Genomic DNA, 23,518 nt, shown 5'->3' on the forward strand with positions numbered 1-23,518 from the left:
TTATTGATTTTAGTAACTATTTATACAAATTTTAGTATACGCTTGTAAACGTATATAATTCGGAAGCTAAATGGATCTGATTGTGGAAAAAATTGTAATTGATTCAGACATTAAAAATATAACTCTTATAGAGAAGCTAATTGATGATATTTCTAATCAGTATGACTTACATTCTGATATTTATGGAAAACTTCTTTTAGCCATAGTTGAGGGTGTAAATAATGCCATTGTGCATGGAAATAAGCTTGATATTAATAAGAAAGTTAGATTAGAGTATACAATTACCGATAAAACCTTGGAGTTCATTATAATGGACGAGGGTAACGGTTTTGATTATTCTAAAATTCCTGATCCCACCTTACCTGAAAATGTAGAAAAAACTCATGGTAGGGGAATATTTTTGATGAATCATTTAGCAGATGAGATAGAATTTGAAAATAATGGTAGTACTGTAAAATTAATTTTTGATTTATAAGTGATCAACTTTTATTACGAAGAAGTATCTGATAAACAGATAGATGAAAATATAGTAAAGAGTTGGATTAGTAATGTTATTACTAGTTACAACTCTTTTTTAGGTTCTATAACCTACATTTTTTGTAATGATGATTATATTTTAGATATTAATAATCAATATCTTAATCATAATTATTATACTGATATAATAACATTTGACTATTGTGAAAATAATACAATATCTGGTGATTTATTTATAAGTTTAGATACAGTATTAACAAATTCTCAACAGTTTAATACTTCATATAACGAAGAATTGCACAGGGTAATTGTTCATGGTATTTTACACTTATTAGGTTTTAAAGATAAAACTGAAGATGAAGCTAAAATCATGCGACAAAAAGAAAATGAAGCCCTAAAACTTCTAGAAACAATTTCTTAGTTTTTCTGTTACTATTTTGATGGTTAAATAACTGGATACATGTACATTTGCATCCTTATTTGTTTATTATGGATTTTAATTACGATGTAATTGTAGTGGGAGCCGGACACGCTGGATGTGAGGCTGCCGCTGCTGCTGCCAATTTAGGTTCTAAAACCTTGTTGGTTACTATGGATATGAATAAAATTGCACAAATGAGCTGTAATCCTGCTATTGGAGGTATTGCTAAAGGACAAATTGTGCGTGAAATAGATGCTTTAGGTGGATTCTGTGGAATAGTTACAGATAAAAGTTCTATTCAGTTTCGACTATTAAATAGATCAAAAGGACCTGCTATGTGGAGTCCTAGATCTCAATGTGACAGGATGGTTTTTTCAAGTGAATGGAGAAAAGTATTGGAAAATACTGATAATCTGTTTTTTTGGCAAGATAAAGTAGTAGATATAACTTTTGAAGGAAACCAGGTTAAATCTGTTATAACCGAACAAGGTGTAGAATTTACTTGTAAAGCCCTGGTTTTAACTAATGGTACTTTTTTAAATGGTTTAATGCATATTGGAAAAGTACAGATGAAAGGAGGGAGGATAAGTGAACCTTCATCTTCAGGTATAACCGAAAAGTTATTTAATTTTGGTTTTACTACGGATCGAATGAAAACTGGTACACCTGTTCGTATAGATGGAAGAACAATTGATTTTTCTAAGTGTCTGGAACAGAAGGGTGATGATACTTTTTATAAATTTAGCTATTTACCAGAGGTTAAATCACAACTGGAGCAAAAGAGTTGTTGGTTGACTTATACAAATGAGGAGGTACATACATCATTAAGAGATGGTTTGAAGGATTCACCATTATATGACGGTACTATACAAAGTATAGGTCCAAGGTATTGTCCAAGTATTGAAACTAAAATAGTAACTTTTGCTGATAAAGATAAACATCAACTTCACCTTGAACCTGAAGGTGAAACTACCATAGAGTATTATTTAAACGGATTTAGTAGTTCGTTACCTTTAAATGTACAACTTGAAGCTTTAAAACAAATTCCTGGATTGGAGAATGCCAGTATTTTCAGACCAGGTTATGCTATTGAATATGACTTCTTTGACCCAACTCAATTAAACCATACATTGCAAACTAAGTTGGTCTCCAATCTTTATTTTGCCGGTCAAATTAATGGTACTACAGGATACGAGGAAGCTGGTGCACAAGGTTTAATGGCAGGGATCAATGCTCATTTAATGCTTAATGATAAAGAACCGTTTATATTAAGTAGAGATGAAGCTTATATAGGTGTATTAATAGATGATCTAGTAACTAAGGGAGTGGATGAACCTTATAGAATGTTTACCTCTCGTGCAGAATATCGTATTTTATTAAGGCAAGATGATGCAGATGTTAGATTAACTAAAAAATCACATGATATTGGTTTGGCAGATGACTATAGGTTAGCTTTATTAAATAAAAAAATAGAACTTAGAGATTCTATCATAGAATTTATTAATGATTTCAGTATTAAACCTAAATTTATAAATGAATATTTAGAAAAGGTAGGTACAACACCATTAAAACAAACTGTTAAGTTAAAAGATGTTTTACTTAGACCACAAGTTAATATTCATGATCTTGTAGATAATATAGAACCTTTTAAAAAGCATATTACCATCTTACCAGATAATAGGAGAGAAGAAATATTAGAATCTGCCGAAATCTTTATTAAGTACCAAGGTTATATTAATCGAGAAAAGGTTATGGCTGATAAATTGAAAAGATTAGAGAATTTAGAAATTAAAGGTAGATTTAATTATACTGAATTAAAATCTTTATCAACAGAAGCACGTCAAAAATTAACTAAAATAAATCCTGACACTATAGGACAAGCAAGTCGTATTTCTGGCGTTAGTCCTAGTGATATTAACGTTCTGTTGGTTATGATGGGAAGATAGTTTAATGTTCCACGTGGAACAGAAATATTTATATTATGAACATATCAGGTAAAATTCTAGATTTATTTAATAGGAAAATTTATAATGGTACTATTAAATATAATAATGGAAAAATTATTTCTATTACTCAAACTGATCAAGAATATTCAAATTATATACTGCCGGGATTAATAGATAGTCATGTACATATTGAAAGTTCCATGCTCACTCCAAAGCAATTTTCTAAAATAGTTGTTCCACGTGGAACAGTTGCGGTGGTAACAGATCCACATGAAATAGCAAATGTGATGGGAGTGGAGGGTGTAGAATATATGATCCAGAACTCTAAAGGTACACCATTGAAATGTTTTTTCGGAGCACCATCTTGTGTACCTGCAACTTCATTTGAAACATCAGGAGCTGTTATTACTTCTGAAGATATTGAGTTATTATTACAAAAGGAAGAAGTTTATGCTTTGTCTGAAATGATGAATTTTCCTGGGGTGATTTATGAAGATGAAGAAGTTCTGAAAAAGATAAAACTTGCGCATAAATATGGTAAGAAAATAGATGGGCATGCACCTGGTTTAGTAGGAGAGGATTTAAAGAAATATGCCCAAGCTGGTATTACAACTGATCATGAATGTATTAATACAAATGAAGCAATTGATAAAATCAATCAAGGTATTGTAGTTCAAATTAGGGAGGGTAGTGCAGCTAAAAATTTTGATAATTTAGCCTCATTGTTTGATACTCACCCTGATGATATCATGTTATGTACTGATGATTCTCATTCAGATGAAATCTTACAAAAAGGACATATAGATAAGATTATTAAACTTGGAATAGCTAAGGGAATAGACATTTTTAAACTATTAAGAGCTGCTACAATTAAGCCAGTAGAGCATTATAATTTACCCGTTGGTTTACTTCGGGAAGGAGATGATGCTGACTTTATTGTAGTAGATAATTTGGATGATTTTAATATTCTGGAGACTTATATTAATGGTGAAAAAGTTTATACAGAAGGTAAAATTACGTTTGATTTAGATAAATCTGAGGCTATAAATAACTTTAATATTTCATCTATTAATGAAGATGAAATTAAAATTTTACCTCAAGAAGGTAAAAATATTAGGGTTATAGAAGCTGTCGATGGGGATTTAATTACCGACGAATTGATATGGAAACCTAATATAATTGATGGAAATATTGTATCGAGTATAGATGAAGATATACTAAAAATAGTTGTTGTTAATCGCTATAAAACAGCTCCTCCAGTTGTAGGATTTATTAAAAACATTGGTTTAAAAAAGGGTGCAATTGCTTGTAGTGTTGCTCATGATAGTCATAATTTAATTGCTGTAGGTGTTTCTGATCAGGAAATTGTGAAAGCATTAAATGAAATAATTGCTTGTAGAGGAGGTATTACTTGTGTAAATAATGATGAAATTAACACACTTCCTTTAGAAATTGGAGGACTAATGACAGATGAAGATGGTCAAAAAGTAGCCGAAAATTATCTGCTTTTAAATGAAAAAGTAAAAGAATTTGGCTCTCCATTAAAGGCTCCTTTTATGACTTTATCATTTATGTCGCTCTTAGTAATTCCTAAAATTAAAATAGGGGATAAGGGTTTATTTGATGTAAGCACCTTTTCTTTTACTAATTTATTTGTTTAATGAGTCAAATATTAAATCCTAAAATTGATTATTTAAAAGAAAAAATTGCAGTTCTTCCGTCCGATCCCGGAGTGTATCAATACTTCAATAAGGATGGGAAAATTATCTATGTAGGCAAAGCCAAGAACCTAAAAAAGCGTGTTTCATCATACTTTGTAGGAAAGCCTGATAATGGTAAAACCGCTTTATTGGTTCGTAATATTGCCAATATTGAGCACATTGTAGTTAACTCAGAAGAGGATGCTTTATTGCTCGAAAATAACCTCATTAAAAAGTATCAACCCCGATACAATGTATTACTTAAAGATGACAAATCCTTTCCTTGGATTGTTGTAAAAAACGAATCTTTTCCTAGAGTTTTTTCAACCAGAAATGTGATCAAAGATGGTAGTTTATACTTCGGTCCATATACCTCAGTAGGGATGGTTCGAACTCTATTAGATCTGTTTAAATCGACATATCCACTTCGAAATTGCAAACTAAATTTATCTCAAGAAAACATTGCTCAGGGCAAATATAAGGTCTGTTTAGAGTATCATATTGGTAATTGTAAAGGTCCTTGTATCGGAAAATATGACGAAGAAATCTATCGCGAAAACATAGAATCTATTAAAAATATTCTTAGAGGAAACATTAATTCTGTTATTAAATATTTAAAAGAAATGATGCATTCCTATGCTTCTGAATATAAATTTGAAGAGGCTGAAGAAGTAAAGCAAAAAATAAAACAACTCAATTCTTATCAAAGTAAGTCCACTATTGTAAGTGCAAGCATTAATAATGTGGACGTATATTCTATTATAGAAGATGAAAATTCGGCGTATGTAAACTTCTTAAAAGTGGTAAATGGATCCATAATACAGGCGCATACTATTGAGATGAAAAAGCGTTTAAATGAGTCTTTACCCGAATTATTATCATTGGCGATTACCGAAATCAGAGAAAGATTACATAGTAATTCACGAGAACTTATTGTTCCATTTAAGCCCGATACAGCGTTTGAAAATGTTCGTTTTATCATACCTCAAAAAGGCGAAAAGAGGCAATTATTAGAGCTTTCTGAACGTAATGTAAAGTATTATCGTTTGGAGAAATTAAAGCAACAATCGATACATAAAAAGGAAACCAGAGAAGATCGTATTTTAAAAACAATGCAAAAAGATTTAAGATTAAAGGAAAAACCTATGCATATTGAGTGCTTTGATAACTCAAATATTCAGGGAAATTTTCCTGTTGCTGCGTGTGTTGTTTTTAAAAATGCCAAGCCTAGTAAAAAAGATTACAGACATTTTAATGTAAAAACAGTGGTTGGTCCTGATGATTTTGCCAGTATGGAAGAGATCATAGAAAGACGATATAAACGCTTAATAAACGAAAATGAATCGTTACCTAATCTGGTTATTATTGATGGGGGAAAAGGGCAATTAGGAGCTGCTATGAAAATATTCAGGAAATTAGAAATCGATGATAAAGTTGCTGTAATTGGTATTGCAAAACGTTTGGAAGAAATATTTTTTCCTGGTGATCCAGTACCTTTGTATTTAGATAAAAATACAGAAACGCTAAAAGTTATTCAGCATGCCCGAAATGAAGCTCACCGTTTTGGTATCACATTTCATAGAAATCAAAGATCAAAGAATTTTGTGGCTTCGGAATTAGATCAAATAAATGGGATAGGAGAGAAGACAGCACAAAAATTATTGGCCGAATTTAAGTCTGTAGAACAAATAAAAAAGTTAGGTTTAGATCAAATTCAGGGGGTAATTGGAATGGCTAAAGGTAAAGTTGTTTGGGATTACTTTCATTAAAATAAAGCCTCTAAAAACTCTTTTTGGTCCAATTCTGTGTATTCATTAAATATGGTTTCAGTTTTAGTTTTGATATCATCGTATTGATGTAAACATGAATTTAATGTTTTTTCTAACTCTGATATTTTAACTTTTTGTGTTGCATTTGTTTTTATTTTAGCCTCCAGAATCTCTCCTTTTTTGATCTGCATTGTAATTTCAAATCGCTTTCCGGAATTCGATTTTAGTCTTTTTTTAAACTCATATTTTGGGCTATATCCATAGTTCCATTCCCAAGTACTAAACTTCTCTGATACGAGAGAATTAATCGTTTTGTAATCATTTTCATTTAAGCAATAAGAAGTACAATCATAATTATTAATAATGTATTGATTCAATTGTTGTACAAATTCATTTACTTCTATTTTCTCCTCTAAATGTTCTTGTATATTGGTCACCTTACTACGAACCGATTTTACGGCCTTATCTGTGAATTTTAAAGGATCATTTTTTAGTGCATTAGTTAGTGATTTTAGTTTACTATCAAAAAGCAATGTACCGTGATGCATCACTCTATTTTTAAAAACATGACATGCATTGCCGCTTATTTTACTTCCTTCAATAAGAATATCATTTCTTCCTCCGTGAGCAGCCTTTACATTTAATGCATTTAAAAAGTTTACAATTGGTGTGGTATGTTTCTTAAAGTTTACCAATTCACCTTTATCACCGGAGGTAATAAAACAGAAATTTATATTTCCCGGATCATGAAAAACAGTTCCCCCTCCCGATAATCTCCGAATGACAGGAATGTTATTTTCATTAACAAAAGAATAATTTATTTCAGCAAGTGTATTTTGATGTTTTCCTACAATGATACTTTTTGAATTGATGTAAAGAAAAAATACATCTTCCTTAAAATTTTTAAGTAAATATTCCTCGGTTGCAATATTTTGAAATGGATCGTTTGTTTGACTTAAAATAATGAGCATATCTCTGTATAATCTATCGTATTAAAAAAAATATTAAAATCTCAGTGTGTTTATAGTTAAAGTAAAAGTATATATAAAATATGTAAACAACAGATATAAAGCTTAATAAACTAAATTAAAACATTGAGTATCTGTTTGTGATAAAAATTTAATCTAGCTTTGATTTGTTGAATTTATCATATTTTTACCCAATTCAACAAAAAAAACTATTGTAAGGTTTCGATAATTAAAAAAATATATACATGCGAGTAGTTATTCAAAGAGTTTCTCAAGCGTCGGTTACTATTGAACAAAATATTAAGTCATCTATTGATAAAGGATTATTAGTTTTAGTTGGAATTGTAAATGAAGATGATCATTCGGATATTGAATGGTTATGTAAAAAGATTGCAAATCTTAGAATATTTAATGACGAAGATGGTGTAATGAATAAATCATTGATGGATATTAATGGTGATATTATTGTGGTAAGCCAATTTACTTTACATGCTAAAACTAAAAAAGGAAACAGACCTTCGTATATTGATGCAGCTAAACCAGAAGTTTCTATACCCCTATATAAGCAATTTGTAGTTTGTTTGGAGTCAATGATAGGTAAGAAAGTACAAACAGGCGAATTTGGGGCTCATATGGAAGTTTCATTGGTAAATGATGGTCCGGTTACTATCATTATTGACTCAAAAAATAAAGAATAGCATTTAAAATTTAATTATAACATTTTATCAAGCCTTAATCTCACTATGAAAATTATAAGATTTACTTTACTTTTTTCGTTATTATTTATTGCTTACAATGCAACAGCTCAAAAAATTGGTGTAATTGGAGGATTTAATATTTCAACAATATCATATGAGCCTGCTGTTAATGATAATAAATTATTAGTTCGAAATCATATTGGAATTGTATATGAGCAATCTATATCTGGTAAAGAAATATTTGTTCAAACAGGGTTAATATTTTCTCAGAAAGGCTCCGCTTTTAAGGATATGTATGTAGGATATGGAACGTATGTAAACGATAATAATGATATTAAAAAGATGTTGAATTACATTGATATTCCTGTACTTTTTGAATATAAACATAGTTTTACAAATCTAGCCCTAATTTGAAAAATAGGGCCTGTTTTTTCGTTTGGAATGCAGGGTGTAGAAACGAGTAGTGGAGTAAATGATAATAAAATTAGTTTTGATGGAAAAGATCATCATTTAATGGATATAAGCGCAGATGTAAGTTTAGGAGTAGAGCTTATAGAACAGTTCCAATTTACCTTGAATTACCAATATGGACTAACTAATATTGAAGTAGATGCAATACAACAAAGGAATCGAGTATTACAATTATCAGTGTCTTATTTCTTTAGTAAACTTAGTTTTAAATAAGTATCAGTGAAGTTCCTTACTAATTAAATAATCTTTTAAATAAACATCTTTTCCATACACTACTTCACCAGATTTTGGATCAATCCAACAGGTTAAATAAACTATGTTTATTGGGATTTCTTTTTTTAAATAAACTTTTACAGGATAACCTTTAGCTAGGTATTTGTTTTTATCAATGTTTTGATGATCAATTTTATTTAATGTAAAATCTGCCAATTCTAATGCATTCTCTACCCTGATACAACCATGGCTGTAGGTTCTTACAGGTTTCTTAAACAAGCTTTGCTGTGGTGTATCATGCAAGTAAATTGAATAATGGTTTTTAAACATGAATTTAACCTTTCCTAATGCATTTGATGGTGATGTATGCTGAAATACTGTAAAAGGGAAATTTGAGGCCGTATATTGCGAAAAATCGATACTATCGGTCGGTATTTCGATTCCATTGATACAGGCAAACATTTTTCGCTTTTGAAGATACATTGAATCACGTTTAGCACCTCTTAGTATTTGAGTAGTTGCAATGGATCTGGGAACAGTCCAGCACGGATTAAATACTAAATAATCAATAGAAGACTGAAATACAGGTGTTTGATTTTTATACTTTCCTACCACAACTTTTGAAGTTAAAAGACTTTTATTATGGTCTCTAAAATCAAGTAGTTGAGATGCGATATTTATAGTAATACCTGTTGTAAACTGATCGTCAGAAAACCATCTTAAACGCTCTAAATTTGCTTTTATAAGGTTAATATAGGTCTCTTTATTCCAATTTAAGTAATGATAGGTTTGTTTACCAACAATTCCATCTGGTACAAGACCATGTTTTAATTGAAAATTTTTTACAGCATCAGATAATTCCTGATTAAAATCCATAGATATATTTGAATCATTAGGAAATTTAAGGAGTTTCCTTTTTAATGGAAGAACATATTTATTGGAATCACCTTTTTGCAATATAAATCCCGGATCAATAATTTGAAAATCTGATTCTATATTCTGCTGTGAATAAAGTTTTTTTAGTTCTAATGTTAGTTTATTGTAGAGTATGTTTTTAGGCTCAAAAAAGGTGTTTAATTGGTTTAATTGGTTCTTTTTAATAGAATTAATCCAAATAGAATCATGGGTTGATAAAATAGGTTTAGGGTAATTCCAACCAGAATGAAATTGATTGGGATCCAATTGTGAAAATCTGATATCTAACCCGCATTTTCTAATGGCTGATGTTAAAAGAATATCCAGCTGTGCATATTTTGTAGTATTGATACATGTATCTGTATGTATTTCACTATAAAGTTGTTCTATTTTAGAGAGGTTATACTTAGCTGGGCTTAACCCATGATATTTGGCATTTCTAATCCATTGAATACCATTGGTAATTAATGTATCTGATTTCCAAATGGGAGTATAGTGATTAGAATAATAAATGGATTTAATGGATGAATCAGGAATATTGATAAGATCATTTTTTATATTTTCAGCTATTTCCTGTTCTGGAAATACGTCTGCTATTTCCTCCTTAATCAATGGTTTATCAATGGTGACTTGTTTTGTTTTACAAGCCATTGATAAAACCATTAAACCAATATATATTCCCTTTCTAAGCATATGCAAATGTAATCATTTGCCGCACTTACAATAATGAAACATATATGTAAATTTAGTGATTACAATAAGTTTGAAAGAGGAGTAATTTAAGTATGTGAGATGTGTATATGTCATTAAAAAACATTATAAACTTGTGTAATTAAAGAAGTTTATTTTAAACTTTATTTAATGTACTAATATGTGTAACACCGGTTATAAATGTCAGTATAATAAATCAATAATAGATATTATTAACTTAAAACTATTGTAAATGAAAGTTTCTATAAGTGTATTGGTAATGGTTATTTTTATGGCAATATCTTGCACAGAAGATATTCTTGAAATACCTACTATTACCGGATCCTGGATGTTAGAATCTACCAATCATGTCACCACAGAGATTATTTCGTTTACTGATGTTATGACTTATGAAATAGTATCTTTTCCAAGTCAGCTAGAAAATCCAATTGGTTCAGAAGTAGATACCGTATATATAACAGGTGATTATGCTTATTTAGGCAATCAAATATCCTTTCTTTCGGCTAATTTTAAAGGTGAAGAAGAAGCTGCTATAATTTATGCAGAACCTACAATATATGGTGCTACCGTAAGTGATTTATTTGTTGGAATGGTTAATACTGTGGTTGGAGTTTACCAGTTTCTTGAATTTATTCCTACAGGTTTAAATTTCATATTTAATCCCTTTACATGGTCTGTTGATGAAATTACCAGGAAAAACCTTATTCTAAATAATAATGGGAAATTATGTAAGTATAGACGGTTGTAAATTAAATATGAAGCCAATTGTTTAAATCGTTAAATATTTGTTCGCAATGCTTATATCCCATAGTAAAAGCTTCCTGTAGTTTTTCTTTATTTCTTTCTGTCCTGCTTACAGGAATTTTATTTTCAGGTCTTATCACATAGGCTTTTCCTTCTTTTTCTAATTGTTTAATCTCTTCAAGTTGCTGATTGTAAAAATGATATCTTTTAGATAAAACATCGATCAATTGAGGGTATTTGGGATACAATAATTTTCCTATAGTTGAAAATTTAGTAGGTTTCTTTTCAAATTCAATTGGTTGAGTCAGTACAATAACAACTTTATCGCATCCATCATTAAAAGCTTTTTGAAAGGGGATAGGATCGCTAATACCTCCATCTAGCAGTTTTTTATCATGGAATTTAACCATTTTTGAGGCAAAAGGAAGGCTTGCAGATGCTTTTAAAGATGTAAGTAAATTATCATAATCTAATGTTTTAATATAGAATGGTTTCCCTGTGATACAATCTGTAGTTCCAATTACAAAATCCTGCTCAGATTTAGAATAGGTTTCAAAGTCAAAAGGAATTAGTTTTTTGGGTATTTCATTAAATATAAAATCCATACCAAACAATTCGCCTTTAGTAAATAAGCGTGAGTAACTCATATATCGCTTATCATTCACATATGAATAAGGAACATTGAGGTTTCTGCCAATTTGTTTTGAAATATAGTTTACGCCATTACAAGCACCCATTGAAACACCTATAACATAAGGCAACTCAATGTTTTTCTCTAACAGATAATCAATAACTCCTGCGCTGTATATTCCTCTAAAGCCACCACCTTCAAGTACAAGTCCTACTTTTTTATTCATCTGATTATAACCTATTTTCTTAAGCCATATATATGGAACTTGCAGATTTTGTTATCTATGTGTTTGATAACTCTGTACGACGGCTTGTTTCATATAATTGAATTTTGGTGACTAAATTACGAATAATCTAAGAATGATTTATGATTCTTTTAACTCATTTCCATATCTAAAAAAGTCTTTGGCTTCTTGCATTGCTTTATCCATTTTTTCTAATTCAGCATAATATCCTTTTTCATGCGTATTGGTGGTAATGATTTTATCCATTCCTCCATTTTTAATGACAACACGTTTATCTGCCAGTAAAATAAGCAGAGGATCATGAGTAGCCATCAATACAATTTTATCTTTACTAACCAGTAAATCAAGGGCTTTTTTCTTGTTTACACCAGCATTTTCAATTTCATCGATAAGCACAATAGGGGCCTGACCAATGCATGCTACATCAGCAATCATAAGGGCACGGGATTGTCCGCCACTTAAAAAAGTTACAGGAGTTGTTGGATCAAATGGTTCACCAGAAAGCTCATTAGCCAATTTCATTACTTCTTTAACAGCATCTTCTGCATTCATTAATAAGCGGCTTTGAGCATGGAGCATTAGGAAGCTTTCTACATCCATATCCAAAACAAAATTCATGTTTTGTGTTATTTGGGCAATCAATTTACCACCAAATAGGGCAGAGGTATCTTCGTCGGCAGGTTGGCCATTAATGAGTACTTTACGTTTTGTTGGCGTATCGCCATTTGCTAACCACTCAATATCAGCCAATAAACGACTTTTACCAGAACCGGTGGGACCAACAATACAGGTGATTTCTCCAGGATTTAAATGAAGATTACAATTTTCCGGATTTTTACTTTTATCTATTCCACGAAGGATATCCAGTGTTTCAATTGTTGTTTTTTGTTCCGAAGCTGCAATACCACTTATATAATCCACAAAAAGATTAGCTATTTCTTCTTTAGAACTGGCATTTTCATCCCAAAATGAATCCGGTTGAGTACTTATGTACTCTGTAAAAGATTTGTGCTCATTTTCAGCTTTTATTTGAAAGGACGAAAAGAAATCACTAAACAATGGATTTTCATTAACAATTTCCTTTAATGGTTTATGTAGTAATATCTCTGTTTCCATATTTTAAAGCTTAATCTTTCTGTTTAATCCTATCTGAAAATCTTCACCTACGCGGGTTTCTCCTAAACAATAAGAACATAATGCTGTTGGCATTGAAAAGCGCAGTTTCATTTGTTCTTTCTCCATTTTTTTGTTTTCAGTAATTACCAATCTTGCTAATTTATCAGCGCCTTGTCCGGTTATTCCATTTATAAATAACACTTTACATTTAGGGTTGACTTGTTGTATTTTAAATCTGAAAACCTCTTTTTCGGCTTGCGATACTAAATCGCTTTTAGTTACAACAACAACATCCGCCAACTTTACCATTGGTCCGGTTTTTAAAGGGGTATTGATACCACTTAAATTGTCGAGAATACAAATTGCAGGCACATTTTTAAGGTGAGGAGCACACCGGTTACATAAACCCGCACTTTCTGTAATAAGGGTTGAAAATCCTTTTTCTTTCGCCCAATTGATGCACTCTTCAAAATTAGAAACAAAATAGTGATCGGGACAAAGATTACCTGCTAATCCGGTTTTAGCTGTAATGCCATGTTTAGCGTATTGCTCTTCATCTAAAGCACTTAAACAGTCAAATTTTATTACCCCGCATTTATCTTTAAAGCCTTCAATACTGTCAATCATTTTTATAATCACAGAGGTTTTACCAGATGAAGGAGGGCCTGCAATTGTAATTAAATCTATCATAAGCGATCTATTTTTTATTCCAAACTTCCATAAAAGTTTCCTGAATGTCTTCTTTTAATTTTCCGATATAGTGGTTGTTTAGGAAATCCCAACCCAACCATTTTACGGTTTCAGGTAAATCTTTATGATCAATTTCAGGATGAATAACAGGGAAATGACGTTGTTTAAGTAACTCAGCTAATTTTTTACTAAACAGGAAGTTTAATAGTTCTTTATGTTGTTCTTTTTTATCTTTTTTAACCAATAGAAAAACAGGACTGGCAATAGCACCATCTTCAGGCCATACAACTTCAACATTTTTATCTTTAATACGTTTTGAAAAGAAGTAAGGCATAATATAGATGGCTGTACCTTTGTCGTCCTCTTTTCCTGCCAGTTTCACCATCTCGGCAGGATGCATGCCGCTTTTAATATTGTTGGCCAATATTTTAATGGCTTCAAAACCATGATCTTTATAAAAAGGAAGCATAACAGCGTTACAAAAGAAATCGTTTTCGCCTCTCATAATAATGCTGTTTTCAAATTCAGGCTGTAAAATATCATCCCATTTTTTTGGCATCTTTCTGTCTCCCAATTTGTTTTTATCCACTACCATAACCAACATATTTGCGGTATACATGGTATAATGCTTATTAGGATCTGCAAAACCCTCTTTTTGCAGGTAATGATTTGGAATAAATGGTTCAACAGCCTCAAATACATCGTTTTCAATAAATCGATGAATAAAAGGACGATGAAAAAAATTGTTGATATCAGAAGCCATAATTACATCAGGTAATTCATTTTCATCGGTAATGCTATCTAAAAGAGGGTAATATGATAATTCGTGGTTTACATTACCTTCCATCATATAATTTAAGTCCTTAAAAAGTGCTTTATTCTCCTCAAAATAAGATTCAGTTAACTCTTTAAAAGGATTTCGTAATCCACAAGGTAACATGGCTGAAAAATGAAGTGTTTCGTTATCATTTTCTTTCACTTCCTGCTTTTCAGAGAGCGATTGATTGAGTTTATTGATGAAATGCTCTGAATTGATATTGTTAGATGTTAATAAAGTATTTAAACGTATAAAACGACCTGTTTTACTCAGGTTTTCAGGTTTAAAATAATTACCTAATCCATGCTGTTCAAATACAGAAATATACTCCTTGTTTAATTCTGAAATCTGTAATAAGTTTTCGTTACCTGTGATCATAATCAATAATTGTTTGGGTTATAAAGCGACTAATAGTTTTCTTTTTTTACTGGTAGAAGTCGAAGCTTCAAACAGTTTGACAGGAGTGATCTATTAATCATATAAAGTTTCAACCGTTAACCAATCTTCTGTAATGCTAATGGATGAAACTATACTTTTAAGAATTGCTCCATATCTCAAGTTTTCAATATGTATGCCACTTTCAGTATAAACAGCGTATTACACTATTCAAATTGAAAGCTAATTTATCCATTGCGATATATATTGGTTTTCAAAACATTGATTGCATCATCAAATGCATGCACTTTAAGTCAACAATCAATTGCTTTATATTGAATTATTTTTGCGCTTCATCATAATAAATCATTAAAACACAACTTTGATACTTTATCGAAAAAAGAATTCAGTATGATTTAGTTACTGATTCAAGTAAATAAAATGCATAAATATTTTGAATATAAGTTTATGATATTAAAACCTACATTTTTGTAGGATTATAAGAATTTAACTTACGTTATTGTATTGCTTTTACAAGTTAGTTATGTAAGCTAAACGGCATAAAAAAGGAGCTGTAATATAAAACTTACAACTCCTATAAAATATGAATGTATAATGAATAAAATCCTTGGTTCTGTTTAATTATTGACCAACCATTTTTTAAAAACAGACACTCTTGCTTTACTTATGATGATACGTTCTTTTGTTGGAACATTAAGATTTACTGAAAGCCGGTTTCCAAACCAAACTACTACCTCTTTAACTGCGCTATGTGAAATGATAAATTGCCTGTTGGCTCTAAAAAATTCTGAAGGATCCAGTTTAGACATTAAAGTATCCAGAGAAGATTCTACAGGCCATTCCTGACCATCAAGCGAGTGTACGGTAACCATTTCATTTTCTGTGTAAAAATATGCTATTTGTGCGGTTGGTAATGGAATCAATTTATCACGATATTTAATTAGAAGTGTTTTGGTATATTCTGCTTTATCGGCAATAAAATGATTCATTCTTTTAGCGTATTCCTCTAAATCATTATTAGAAAAGTTCTTTAGCTTGTTTAATGCACGCTGCACATTTTCAGGTTCTATTGGTTTTAATAAATAATCTATGCTGTTTACTTTAAAAGCTTCTAAAGCATAACTATCATAAGCAGTTGTAAATATAACAGGACAGGTTATTTCAATTGATTTAAAAATTTCAAAAGATTCTCCATCAGCGAGTTGAATGTCCATAAAAACCAAATCAGGTAATTCGTTATTTTGAAAATAATTTACTGAAGATTGAATACTATCCAGTACTGCAATAATTTCCAGATTTGGCTCAAGTTCTTTTAAAATTGCTATTAAGTTTTTAACAGCAACAACTTCATCTTCAATAATTACTGCTTTCATTCTCTACGTTAGTTAAAGGAAGTTCTACAATAAATTTCCCATCGTATATATAATTACTAATTTCTTTACCTGCCAGGTATCTGTATCGTTTAGATAGGTTATTTAATCCAATTCCTGTGGTATTTTGAATACCAGCCTTAGGTTGAAATCTGTTTTCAATAATTAGCTTGTTCTCAACATTGATATAAACCCTGATTGTCATGGGATATTCTTCGCTAATAATATTGTGTTTTATTATGTTTTCAACCAATGGTTGAAGCGATAATGCGGGTAATTTTAGTTTAGATTCAAGCTCTTCATCAATTTCAATTTCAAAAAGCAATTTGTCTTCGTACTTAATATCAAGCAAATACTGATAGGCTTTTAAAAAAAATATTTCTTCTTTTAATGTAACTAACTCCTGCCAATTTCCTTTTAAAATGTAGCGAAACAGGTTTGAAATTTCATTAATGAACTTTAATGCTTTTTTGTTTTGATTTTCGCGTACAAGTCCTGATAATGAGTTTAAAGAGTTAAAGAAAAAGTGTGGGCTAATTTGAGCCGAAAGTGCCTCAAATCTGTTTTGAAGGCTCTCTGTTTTCAATTTTTCGTTTTCTACAACCATATTTTGTTGTTTGTAGAGCAACTGATAAAGCTGTCCGAATAATACTACTGATACAAAAATAAATAAACCCTTAAATATGGCTATGCCATCAAGATATCGGGGAAATGGGTGAAACTGAACCTTGTAGTGTAAGATAAATGAGTTTAAGAAAACACCTATATAACAAATGATTAATGTGAGTCCTATAACTATGTATGGTCTGTATTTATCTGATATACTATGAAACAGAGGATTCTTTTTTTGTCTGTTAGGATTATTAATAGCCAATAATATCCAGGTTAAAACAAAAAAGAATACAAAATCGAATACAATACCTGTTACACTATCTCTATTAAGAAAAAAATCAGGTGGTATTTCACCATTTTTTCTGAATGGTTCCTTTTTGTTTTGAATGCTATCATTAAATACGTTAAGCCTCTCCTCATTCATTGGAGGAGGAGGTATTTTATCAAATGCGTTATTGGATGGAGGTGAGGGCCTTTCTGTATGCTCTGCATTTATCCATTTACCTCTTTCGTGCATATCCCGGTTATCTGATGATGATTGGTCAATATGTCTCACAACATCAGGAAAAACAATAAATACTCCAATTATTAAGGCAACTAGAATATTTATAATCTGTGTTTTATATAAGTATTTTAAGCTCATTACCACTAAATATAATCCTAATAGATATATTATACAAAGATTGCAATTTAGATTATCTCTTAAATTTATAATTCACAATTCTTCAGAAGATACAGATCTTCTTCCTCCTGGGCCACCACCGCTTTGACTTCCTATTGAAGTGATGGTACTTGAAATTGTAAATGATTGATATTCTGTACCAGGCGTATACTCACCATTAGTGTACAAACCTCCAGATTCAGTTCCTGTTGAGCTTCCACCTGTGTAGATAGAATAAGTTTTACCAGAACTTAAGTCTGGAGAAGATATGGCTACAGATTGGTATTGATGTGCTGGTTTAAAGGTTGCGATGGTATTACCACTATTGTCTTCTAAATGAAATAATGTATTGGCAGAATAACTCGAAGTAAAGTTGATTAATGCTGCATACTGAGAAGAACTGGTACTAGGAGCTTCAGCCATTCCGGAGCTACCTGCTGCAATTAAAAGTCCGCCATTAACTTTAAAAGAACCATCATAATCCAGTGCTCCATTTCCACTGTTTGTTGGTCCATGAACCAGTACTGTACCTGCAGTCATTTCACCCGAACCATTCATATCCAAACCATCGCCATAAGCATATACAAATACAGTTCCTCCATTAATATAGAGGTAGTTGCTATTTCCACCTGCAGCGTTAATGCCGTCATCAGAAGCTGTCAAATCAATATGTCCTCCATTGATTGTAATTGTTCTGGCTTCTAAACCCTCATATGATGTAAGGATTTCAATAGTTCCATTGTTAATCTCCAGCTCGTTTTCTGCATGTATCCCATCATCGTTGGTCGATAGGGTCAACTTTCCATCATTAATCATAATATCTAAATCAGAATGCACAGCATCATCAACTGAATTGATTGTAAATTCACCATTCTGAATATATACTAAAGTTCCTGCTTTAATGCCTTTAGCGGAGCTAGTACTTCCATTGCATGTAATATTAAAGGTTCCATCAGTAATGGTAATCTTATTGTAAGCATATAATCCATCACTATATGTATCTATTGTAAAGTCAGCATAAACAATATTAATATACCCGCATGCACTGTTTTCGTTATCAGATTTTACTGCATCACCATCGGAATCAATTACAAAAGTACCATCATTAATTATTAGGTAGTCTTTACCTCTTATACCATCATCATTAGCAGTTATATTGTAGTTGCCAGAGTTAATAACAAGCCCATCTTTACTTGTTATACCATCTTTATAATTAGCACTAATATTTAGTGTGCCATTACCAGATAGTCGTAAATCAGATTTTGAAAAAAGTGCGGCATTGGCATCTTCGTCAGTAAAGGTATTTCCATCACTAATTGAATTGGTAGTATTGTCGTTAAGAATAACAATGGTTCGTAATGATTTTTGAATATATATTCCAGGGTTATCAGAACATGTAACACTAACATTATCTAATATTAGTTTAACAACAGATTCGTTATCTGCGCTAACCAAAATTTCACCATCAGTTAAAGTTCCTTGAAATAAATAATTTCCCTGGGATGAAACTGTTAATATTCCATCTTCAAAGGTAGCGCCATCCCCGGTTATTTCGGCTGTATTATCGTTAAAAACTATAGTGGTTACATCAGAGGCATCCCATTGATAATCAGTTTCTATTTCGTAGTATTCTGAGTAATCTGAATCATCGTCATTTGAGCTGCTGCTTCCTCCACTTTCTGAGTCTGAATCAATATTTCTTTCGCAAGCTCCCATAAAAAATAGGATTAAAAGAGCTAAGGTGTAAAATCTTAATGATGCTATCATAACTTTTAAATTTTTAGATTTTAAAGCAAATGTAGGTTTGGTACTAAAAAGCAAGAGTAATAATATCAGGGAAGTGGCATTAAACGGGGGTGAAGTGGGAAAAATTGAGTTGGCTTGTTTTTGTCTAAGAATTATATTGTATGTGGTTGTTAATTAGTAGTATAGATTTATGAATATACATGTTGTTTTGAAGTGAGATAAATATCCTAGTTCACCCTGAAAAAATTCCGTTTAACCATAAAACCACTCATCATACATTAATTAAAGGTTTAAAATTGCTGTCATAATTATTGCTTGTTTATAGAAAATGGTTTTAAAACTATATCAAACAAATATGATGTGATTACAAGGTTTATAGGATTGTTTACTTTATATAAAACATTGTAATACAGTTGATAATTAGTAGTAAATCAATTCGGTGGTTTATGGATTATTTAGGTTTTATAATGTGTACATATTAAATTCAGGAATGATGAAGAGGATAGAATCAAGTTTCTTTAAACCCATTCATATTGACCAGATCGATAATGTAAAGCTAATGGATCGGACAGATACAAAATATTGTATTGCGTTTAATCAATTACAGGAAATCTTAAATAGTATTAGTACAGACTATTATGCATTATCAATTGAAAATATGAATCAATTAAAATATGCAACCACCTATTACGATACCTATCATCGTCAAATGTATGGTAATCACCATAGAGGAAAATTAAACAGGTATAAAATACGGAAGAGAACCTATCTTATTTCAGACACCAGTTTCCTGGAGGTAAAATTTAAATCAAATAAGGGTAGAACCATTAAAAACAGAATGGAGATTCCTCAAAACTTTCAATTTATAACTTTTGATGAACAGGAGTTTATTTCAAATAATACGCCTTATAAAAGTCATCAGTTATATCCGGTTTTAAACAATAGATTTACTCGTATAACTCTTGTAAATAAAAGATTAAAAGAGCGTTGTACCATCGATTTTAATTTGAGGTTTTATAATGATGATCGATTAGTAAAATTAGATGATTTAGTCATCGTTGAAGTGAAAACAGGGAAACGAAGTGAACACTCTAGTTTGGTCAATGCACTTCGGGAACGTAAAATTTTACCCTGTGGGTTTAGTATGTATTGCATAGGCCTTTCTTTAATTGAAGATACCCTTAAAAAAAACGCATTTAAGCCCAAATTAAGGGCTATCCACCATAAGTTTAAAACAACATATCAACTTCAGGAAGTAGTGTAAATTATGGCCAATTTAATATATCAATTATTCGATTACAAAATAAACCTGCTTTCTGCAATGGGAGGTTGGGATGAAAAGCTTAGTCTGTTTGGAATTCAAATCATTGACATAAGTGGATTTACTGAACTTGCAGTTCGGTTTTTATTTAACACTGTTTTATTGTTAGTGGTGGTTCACTTTATTTATGCTAAAAACAGTCGGCGAAAGGACTTTTACTTTTCTTATTTGTCTATTGGAGTAATTGTATTTCTGCTATGTTTCTTGCTAAATAGTGTAAAGTTAGAGTTGGGCTTTGCCATGGGCCTTTTTGCCATTTTTGGTATTATACGCTATCGTACTGACGCTATTCCAATTAAAGAAATGACCTATCTATTTATCGTAATAGGTATATCGGTTATGAATGCTTTGGCACACAGTAAATTGAGCTATTCTGAGTTGGTATTTACAAATGTAATAATTATTGCAGGCTTGTGGTTTTTGGAAAAAAGATTGAGTTTAAAGCAGGAGCAAAGTGTCACACTGATCTATGAGAAGATTGAAAACATTCATAAACACAATTCTTCAGAGTTGTTGGATGATTTAAGGGACCGTACAGGAATAAATATCAATAGATATGAGATTAATAAGATTGATTTTCTAAGAGATGTAGCCGAAATCACTTTGTATTTTCATGTGAATGGAAATATTCAACATAAAGAATAATACTTATGCTGCTTACAATTTGTTGATGTAAAATAAGAATGATGAAATTGATGAAAATTAGAATATTAGTACTGTTCTCTTTTGTTTTAATAACTAGTTTTATGGGTATTGGACCATATGCTCAAACGGTAGAGAAAGAGTGGCAGACCAGGATGGCCTTTCAAACTTCATACAAGATTATAGATGATCTGACAATTGAAATTTCTCCTGAATTACGCTTTGATAATGAATTTAAGTTAGACAAATATTTATTGGAAGGAGCGCTGGAATATGAGTTTTTAAAGCATTTTTCGGCAGGAGCAGGGTATCGGTTTTTAGCCAATAAAAAGAAAAGTGGAGATACAGAATATCTGCATAGATATAAATTTTTTGCTAGTTATCAGACTAAGATAAAGAGGTGGAAACCTGGTTTTAAATTAAGTTATGCCGATTATTCTGATGATGAAGAGGAAGATTCTGAATATTTACGACCTAAGTTGTCGCTAGCTTATAATATTCGTAAAAGCAAAATTACACCTAAAGTGGGAGTGGAGTACTTTTATCAAATACCTACCTCAGAATGGTATAAGGTACGATATAATGTAAGTTTAGATTACAAGTTGATGAAGAAAAATTATCTAAATCTGGGGTATAAATTTGATTATTACTTAAATGATTATTTAAACAAGAATATTATTGAAATATCTTATAAACTAAAGTTTTAGCTGAGTCAAGATGTTGCTTTAAATAACTTTTGCATATAAAACATATCATTAATGCTAATTTTAAAAGAGGCTATCCAAATTGTGTATCGGATAGCCTCTTTTTTTCTTTTATATACTAATGTTTAAAACATGGGATCCCATGGAGGTAACATCTCTGATTTTTGTTTGTAGATATCCAATACTTTTTGACTGATAAACTTTTTATTCACAACAATGCGAAACATATATTCATCGAACCATTTATCTGTAAAAGTAAGGTATCCATTTTCTCCAGAATTGGCTCCCCAACTGTTTTCAAACTGCCATTTCACAGGATTTTCATTTTTATCAACTTCCACTGCAATTAATGCCATTCCATGCGATGAACCACTATCGTGAGATTGAATACGCTGTTTTTTAGTCATTCCAAAAGGAATATCATAAACAGCTTCAAAGTCGTAATTATCTACATCTAAAACCCCGAAATCTCTGCGTAATTGTTTACCTACATCACAGGAAGCATACATTGCTTCATTGTTTTTAATCGATTCAATACAAAATTGTTTAATTACTTCATTAGGAAGGTTTACATAATGCCAATTTTCACCTTCTTCAACATTACGATAGTTCTCTATTTCATAATGTTTCCAGTAATCACGCGAAGGATCATTCATTAACATTACATAATCACTTAGTTTTATATCACCTAAAACCTCTTTCATAAACGATTGAGGCGTATATTCTTTATTTTCAGAAACAGTACCTTCTTTATCTTTAAATCTATATTCGAAGTTTACCGGTGGTTCACCTAAATTTAAAACCAACATACGATAAACGTCACCTAACATTTCTACTTTGCGATCATGAATTTGTTTGTTGTTTTTACCATCATTTTTCATATCACGAAGCTCTAATGCCTGTTCCCTTAATTTGCGATTAAGCAATTTGGTTAACCAGCTTGTATTATTGCTGGAATAGGTTTCTTCCATGGCTTCTTTGGGCACCATACCGTATTTTTCAGCAAGATTTACAAAGTTAATCCACTGTCCGCCGTCATCAACAGGATATTTGAAATACCAACTTACTTTTTCATCATCAAATCCTCGATCTGAAGTGTTTAAAATGTTATTTAAAAACAGATTCGATTTCTCAAATAAGTCCCAGAAATACAGGTAGATCTGGGAAAATTCAAAAGAACTTACATTAAAGTGATTCATTGCAACCGGACGAAAAACATTTAACGAAGTAAATAACCAGCACCTGCCTGATTTATTTTGATTGGTGATGCCGGATACATCCACTCGATAAGTGAAGTAATGGTCTGTTGTTCCTTCGTTTTCACGATTCCAGGCAATGTTTTTTATTGAATTTGAGGAAAGTGCATTTTCCATCGCCTTCGTATAATTATCTTTTACAAAACCCTCACGTATTTTATTCAAATCGTTTTGATCTACGCTTTGAGCCATTGCAGATAAAGACAAAGCCATTCCGGCTAGTATCAATAACTTCTTCATGATATTTATTTTATATGATTATATTTTTTCAGATAAAAA

At 31.1% G+C, this 23,518-nt stretch carries 22 protein-coding genes; 12 read left to right on the top strand and 10 right to left on the bottom strand.

All coding sequences use genetic code 11. The features are described 5' to 3' along the window. Positions 1-82: 82 nt before the first annotated feature. From OM075_RS01795 to uvrC, 5 genes are all read left to right on the top strand, one after another. Complete coding sequence (locus OM075_RS01795) at positions 83-475, top strand: ATP-binding protein (protein ID WP_301188748.1); 393 nt, start codon at positions 83-85, stop codon at positions 473-475. Then, positions 476-898 (top strand): rRNA maturation RNase YbeY, encoded by a 423-nt coding sequence (ybeY, locus tag OM075_RS01800; RefSeq protein WP_301188749.1) that lies wholly within the window; start codon positions 476-478, stop codon positions 896-898. A 68-nt stretch (positions 899-966) separates the two neighbouring features. Further along, positions 967-2,844 carry a tRNA uridine-5-carboxymethylaminomethyl(34) synthesis enzyme MnmG gene (gene mnmG / locus OM075_RS01805; protein ID WP_301188750.1) on the top strand — a complete coding sequence of 626 codons (1,878 nt, stop codon included), beginning with the start codon at positions 967-969 and terminating at the stop codon, positions 2,842-2,844. Between the two features lie 35 nt (positions 2,845-2,879). Continuing rightward, on the top strand, positions 2,880-4,505 hold the full coding sequence (gene ade / locus OM075_RS01810; protein ID WP_301188751.1) for an adenine deaminase: 1,626 nt from the start codon (positions 2,880-2,882) through the stop codon (positions 4,503-4,505). Then, the gene (gene uvrC, locus OM075_RS01815) at positions 4,505-6,313 is read left to right on the top strand and encodes an excinuclease ABC subunit UvrC (RefSeq protein WP_301188752.1); all 1,809 of its coding nucleotides are present in this window, start codon (positions 4,505-4,507) and stop codon (positions 6,311-6,313) included. Before ade ends, uvrC begins: the two co-directional genes overlap by 1 nt. Here uvrC and lplA read toward each other — a convergent pair. Further along, a complete protein-coding gene (gene lplA, locus OM075_RS01820) occupies positions 6,310-7,284 on the bottom strand; it encodes a lipoate--protein ligase (RefSeq protein ID WP_301188753.1) in 975 nt (324 codons plus the stop codon). The two genes, uvrC and lplA, sit on opposite strands and share 4 nt — an antisense overlap. Before the next feature lie 242 nt (positions 7,285-7,526). Here lplA and dtd point away from each other — a divergent pair, with 242 nt between their 5' ends. The 3 genes from dtd to OM075_RS01835 are packed head-to-tail and all read left to right on the top strand — an operon-like array spanning position 7,527 to position 8,663. Further along, positions 7,527-7,979 (top strand): D-aminoacyl-tRNA deacylase, encoded by a 453-nt coding sequence (gene dtd / locus OM075_RS01825; RefSeq protein ID WP_301188754.1) that lies wholly within the window; start codon positions 7,527-7,529, stop codon positions 7,977-7,979. A 45-nt stretch (positions 7,980-8,024) separates the two neighbouring features. Continuing rightward, the gene (locus OM075_RS01830) at positions 8,025-8,393 is read left to right on the top strand and encodes an outer membrane beta-barrel protein (RefSeq protein ID WP_301188755.1); all 369 of its coding nucleotides are present in this window, start codon (positions 8,025-8,027) and stop codon (positions 8,391-8,393) included. Between the two features lie 27 nt (positions 8,394-8,420). After that, positions 8,421-8,663, top strand: coding sequence for a putative outer membrane beta-barrel protein (locus tag OM075_RS01835; protein ID WP_301188756.1), 243 nt, complete (start codon positions 8,421-8,423; stop codon positions 8,661-8,663). A 3-nt stretch (positions 8,664-8,666) separates the two neighbouring features. Here the strand turns inward: OM075_RS01835 and OM075_RS01840 are convergent, their stop codons facing one another. Beyond that, positions 8,667-10,271: a L,D-transpeptidase family protein gene (locus tag OM075_RS01840; protein ID WP_301188757.1), complete on the bottom strand. Its 1,605-nt coding sequence runs from the start codon at positions 10,269-10,271 to the stop codon at positions 8,667-8,669. Positions 10,272-10,521: 250 nt separating this feature from the next. Between OM075_RS01840 and OM075_RS01845 the strand changes: the two genes are divergently transcribed. Continuing rightward, complete coding sequence (locus tag OM075_RS01845; RefSeq protein WP_301188758.1) at positions 10,522-11,037, top strand: hypothetical protein; 516 nt, start codon at positions 10,522-10,524, stop codon at positions 11,035-11,037. A gap of 1 nt (position 11,038) precedes the next feature. Here the strand turns inward: OM075_RS01845 and OM075_RS01850 are convergent, their stop codons facing one another. From OM075_RS01850 to OM075_RS01880, 7 genes are all read right to left on the bottom strand, one after another. Beyond that, positions 11,039-11,890, bottom strand: a complete 852-nt coding sequence (locus OM075_RS01850) for a patatin-like phospholipase family protein (RefSeq protein WP_301188759.1) — start codon at positions 11,888-11,890, stop codon at positions 11,039-11,041. Positions 11,891-12,028: 138 nt separating this feature from the next. Beyond that, positions 12,029-13,024 (bottom strand): ATP-binding cassette domain-containing protein, encoded by a 996-nt coding sequence (locus OM075_RS01855; RefSeq protein WP_301188760.1) that lies wholly within the window; start codon positions 13,022-13,024, stop codon positions 12,029-12,031. Positions 13,025-13,027: 3 nt separating this feature from the next. Then, on the bottom strand, positions 13,028-13,714 hold the full coding sequence (locus OM075_RS01860) for a GTP-binding protein (protein ID WP_301188761.1): 687 nt from the start codon (positions 13,712-13,714) through the stop codon (positions 13,028-13,030). 7 nt (positions 13,715-13,721) lie between these two features. Beyond that, a complete protein-coding gene (locus tag OM075_RS01865) occupies positions 13,722-14,909 on the bottom strand; it encodes an ABC transporter substrate-binding protein (protein WP_301188762.1) in 1,188 nt (395 codons plus the stop codon). A 635-nt stretch (positions 14,910-15,544) separates the two neighbouring features. Further along, a complete protein-coding gene (locus OM075_RS01870; RefSeq protein WP_301188763.1) occupies positions 15,545-16,300 on the bottom strand; it encodes a LytR/AlgR family response regulator transcription factor in 756 nt (251 codons plus the stop codon). Beyond that, positions 16,281-17,552, bottom strand: coding sequence for a sensor histidine kinase (locus tag OM075_RS01875; protein ID WP_301188764.1), 1,272 nt, complete (start codon positions 17,550-17,552; stop codon positions 16,281-16,283). Before OM075_RS01875 ends, OM075_RS01870 begins: the two co-directional genes overlap by 20 nt. A gap of 72 nt (positions 17,553-17,624) precedes the next feature. Beyond that, complete coding sequence (locus OM075_RS01880) at positions 17,625-19,337, bottom strand: carbohydrate-binding domain-containing protein (RefSeq protein WP_301188765.1); 1,713 nt, start codon at positions 19,335-19,337, stop codon at positions 17,625-17,627. Positions 19,338-19,809: 472 nt separating this feature from the next. Here OM075_RS01880 and OM075_RS01885 point away from each other — a divergent pair, with 472 nt between their 5' ends. Genes OM075_RS01885 through OM075_RS01895 form a run of 3 tightly spaced genes read left to right on the top strand, consistent with a single transcriptional unit; the run spans position 19,810 to position 21,986 of the window. Continuing rightward, entirely contained in the window at positions 19,810-20,580 is a 771-nt protein-coding gene (locus OM075_RS01885) for a polyphosphate polymerase domain-containing protein (protein ID WP_301188766.1), read from the top strand. Between the two features lie 3 nt (positions 20,581-20,583). Continuing rightward, entirely contained in the window at positions 20,584-21,282 is a 699-nt protein-coding gene (locus OM075_RS01890; protein ID WP_301188767.1) for a DUF4956 domain-containing protein, read from the top strand. 50 nt (positions 21,283-21,332) lie between these two features. Beyond that, positions 21,333-21,986 carry a DUF2490 domain-containing protein gene (locus tag OM075_RS01895; RefSeq protein WP_301188768.1) on the top strand — a complete coding sequence of 218 codons (654 nt, stop codon included), beginning with the start codon at positions 21,333-21,335 and terminating at the stop codon, positions 21,984-21,986. Between the two features lie 122 nt (positions 21,987-22,108). On the opposite strand, the gene OM075_RS01900 is transcribed toward OM075_RS01895, so the two are convergent. After that, on the bottom strand, positions 22,109-23,479 hold the full coding sequence (locus OM075_RS01900; protein ID WP_301188769.1) for a C1 family peptidase: 1,371 nt from the start codon (positions 23,477-23,479) through the stop codon (positions 22,109-22,111). Between the last annotated feature and the right edge of the window lie 39 nt (positions 23,480-23,518).

The organism is Plebeiibacterium sediminum (assembly GCF_026013605.1).
GTDB classification, from domain to species: domain Bacteria; phylum Bacteroidota; class Bacteroidia; order Bacteroidales; family Marinilabiliaceae; genus Saccharicrinis; species Saccharicrinis sediminus.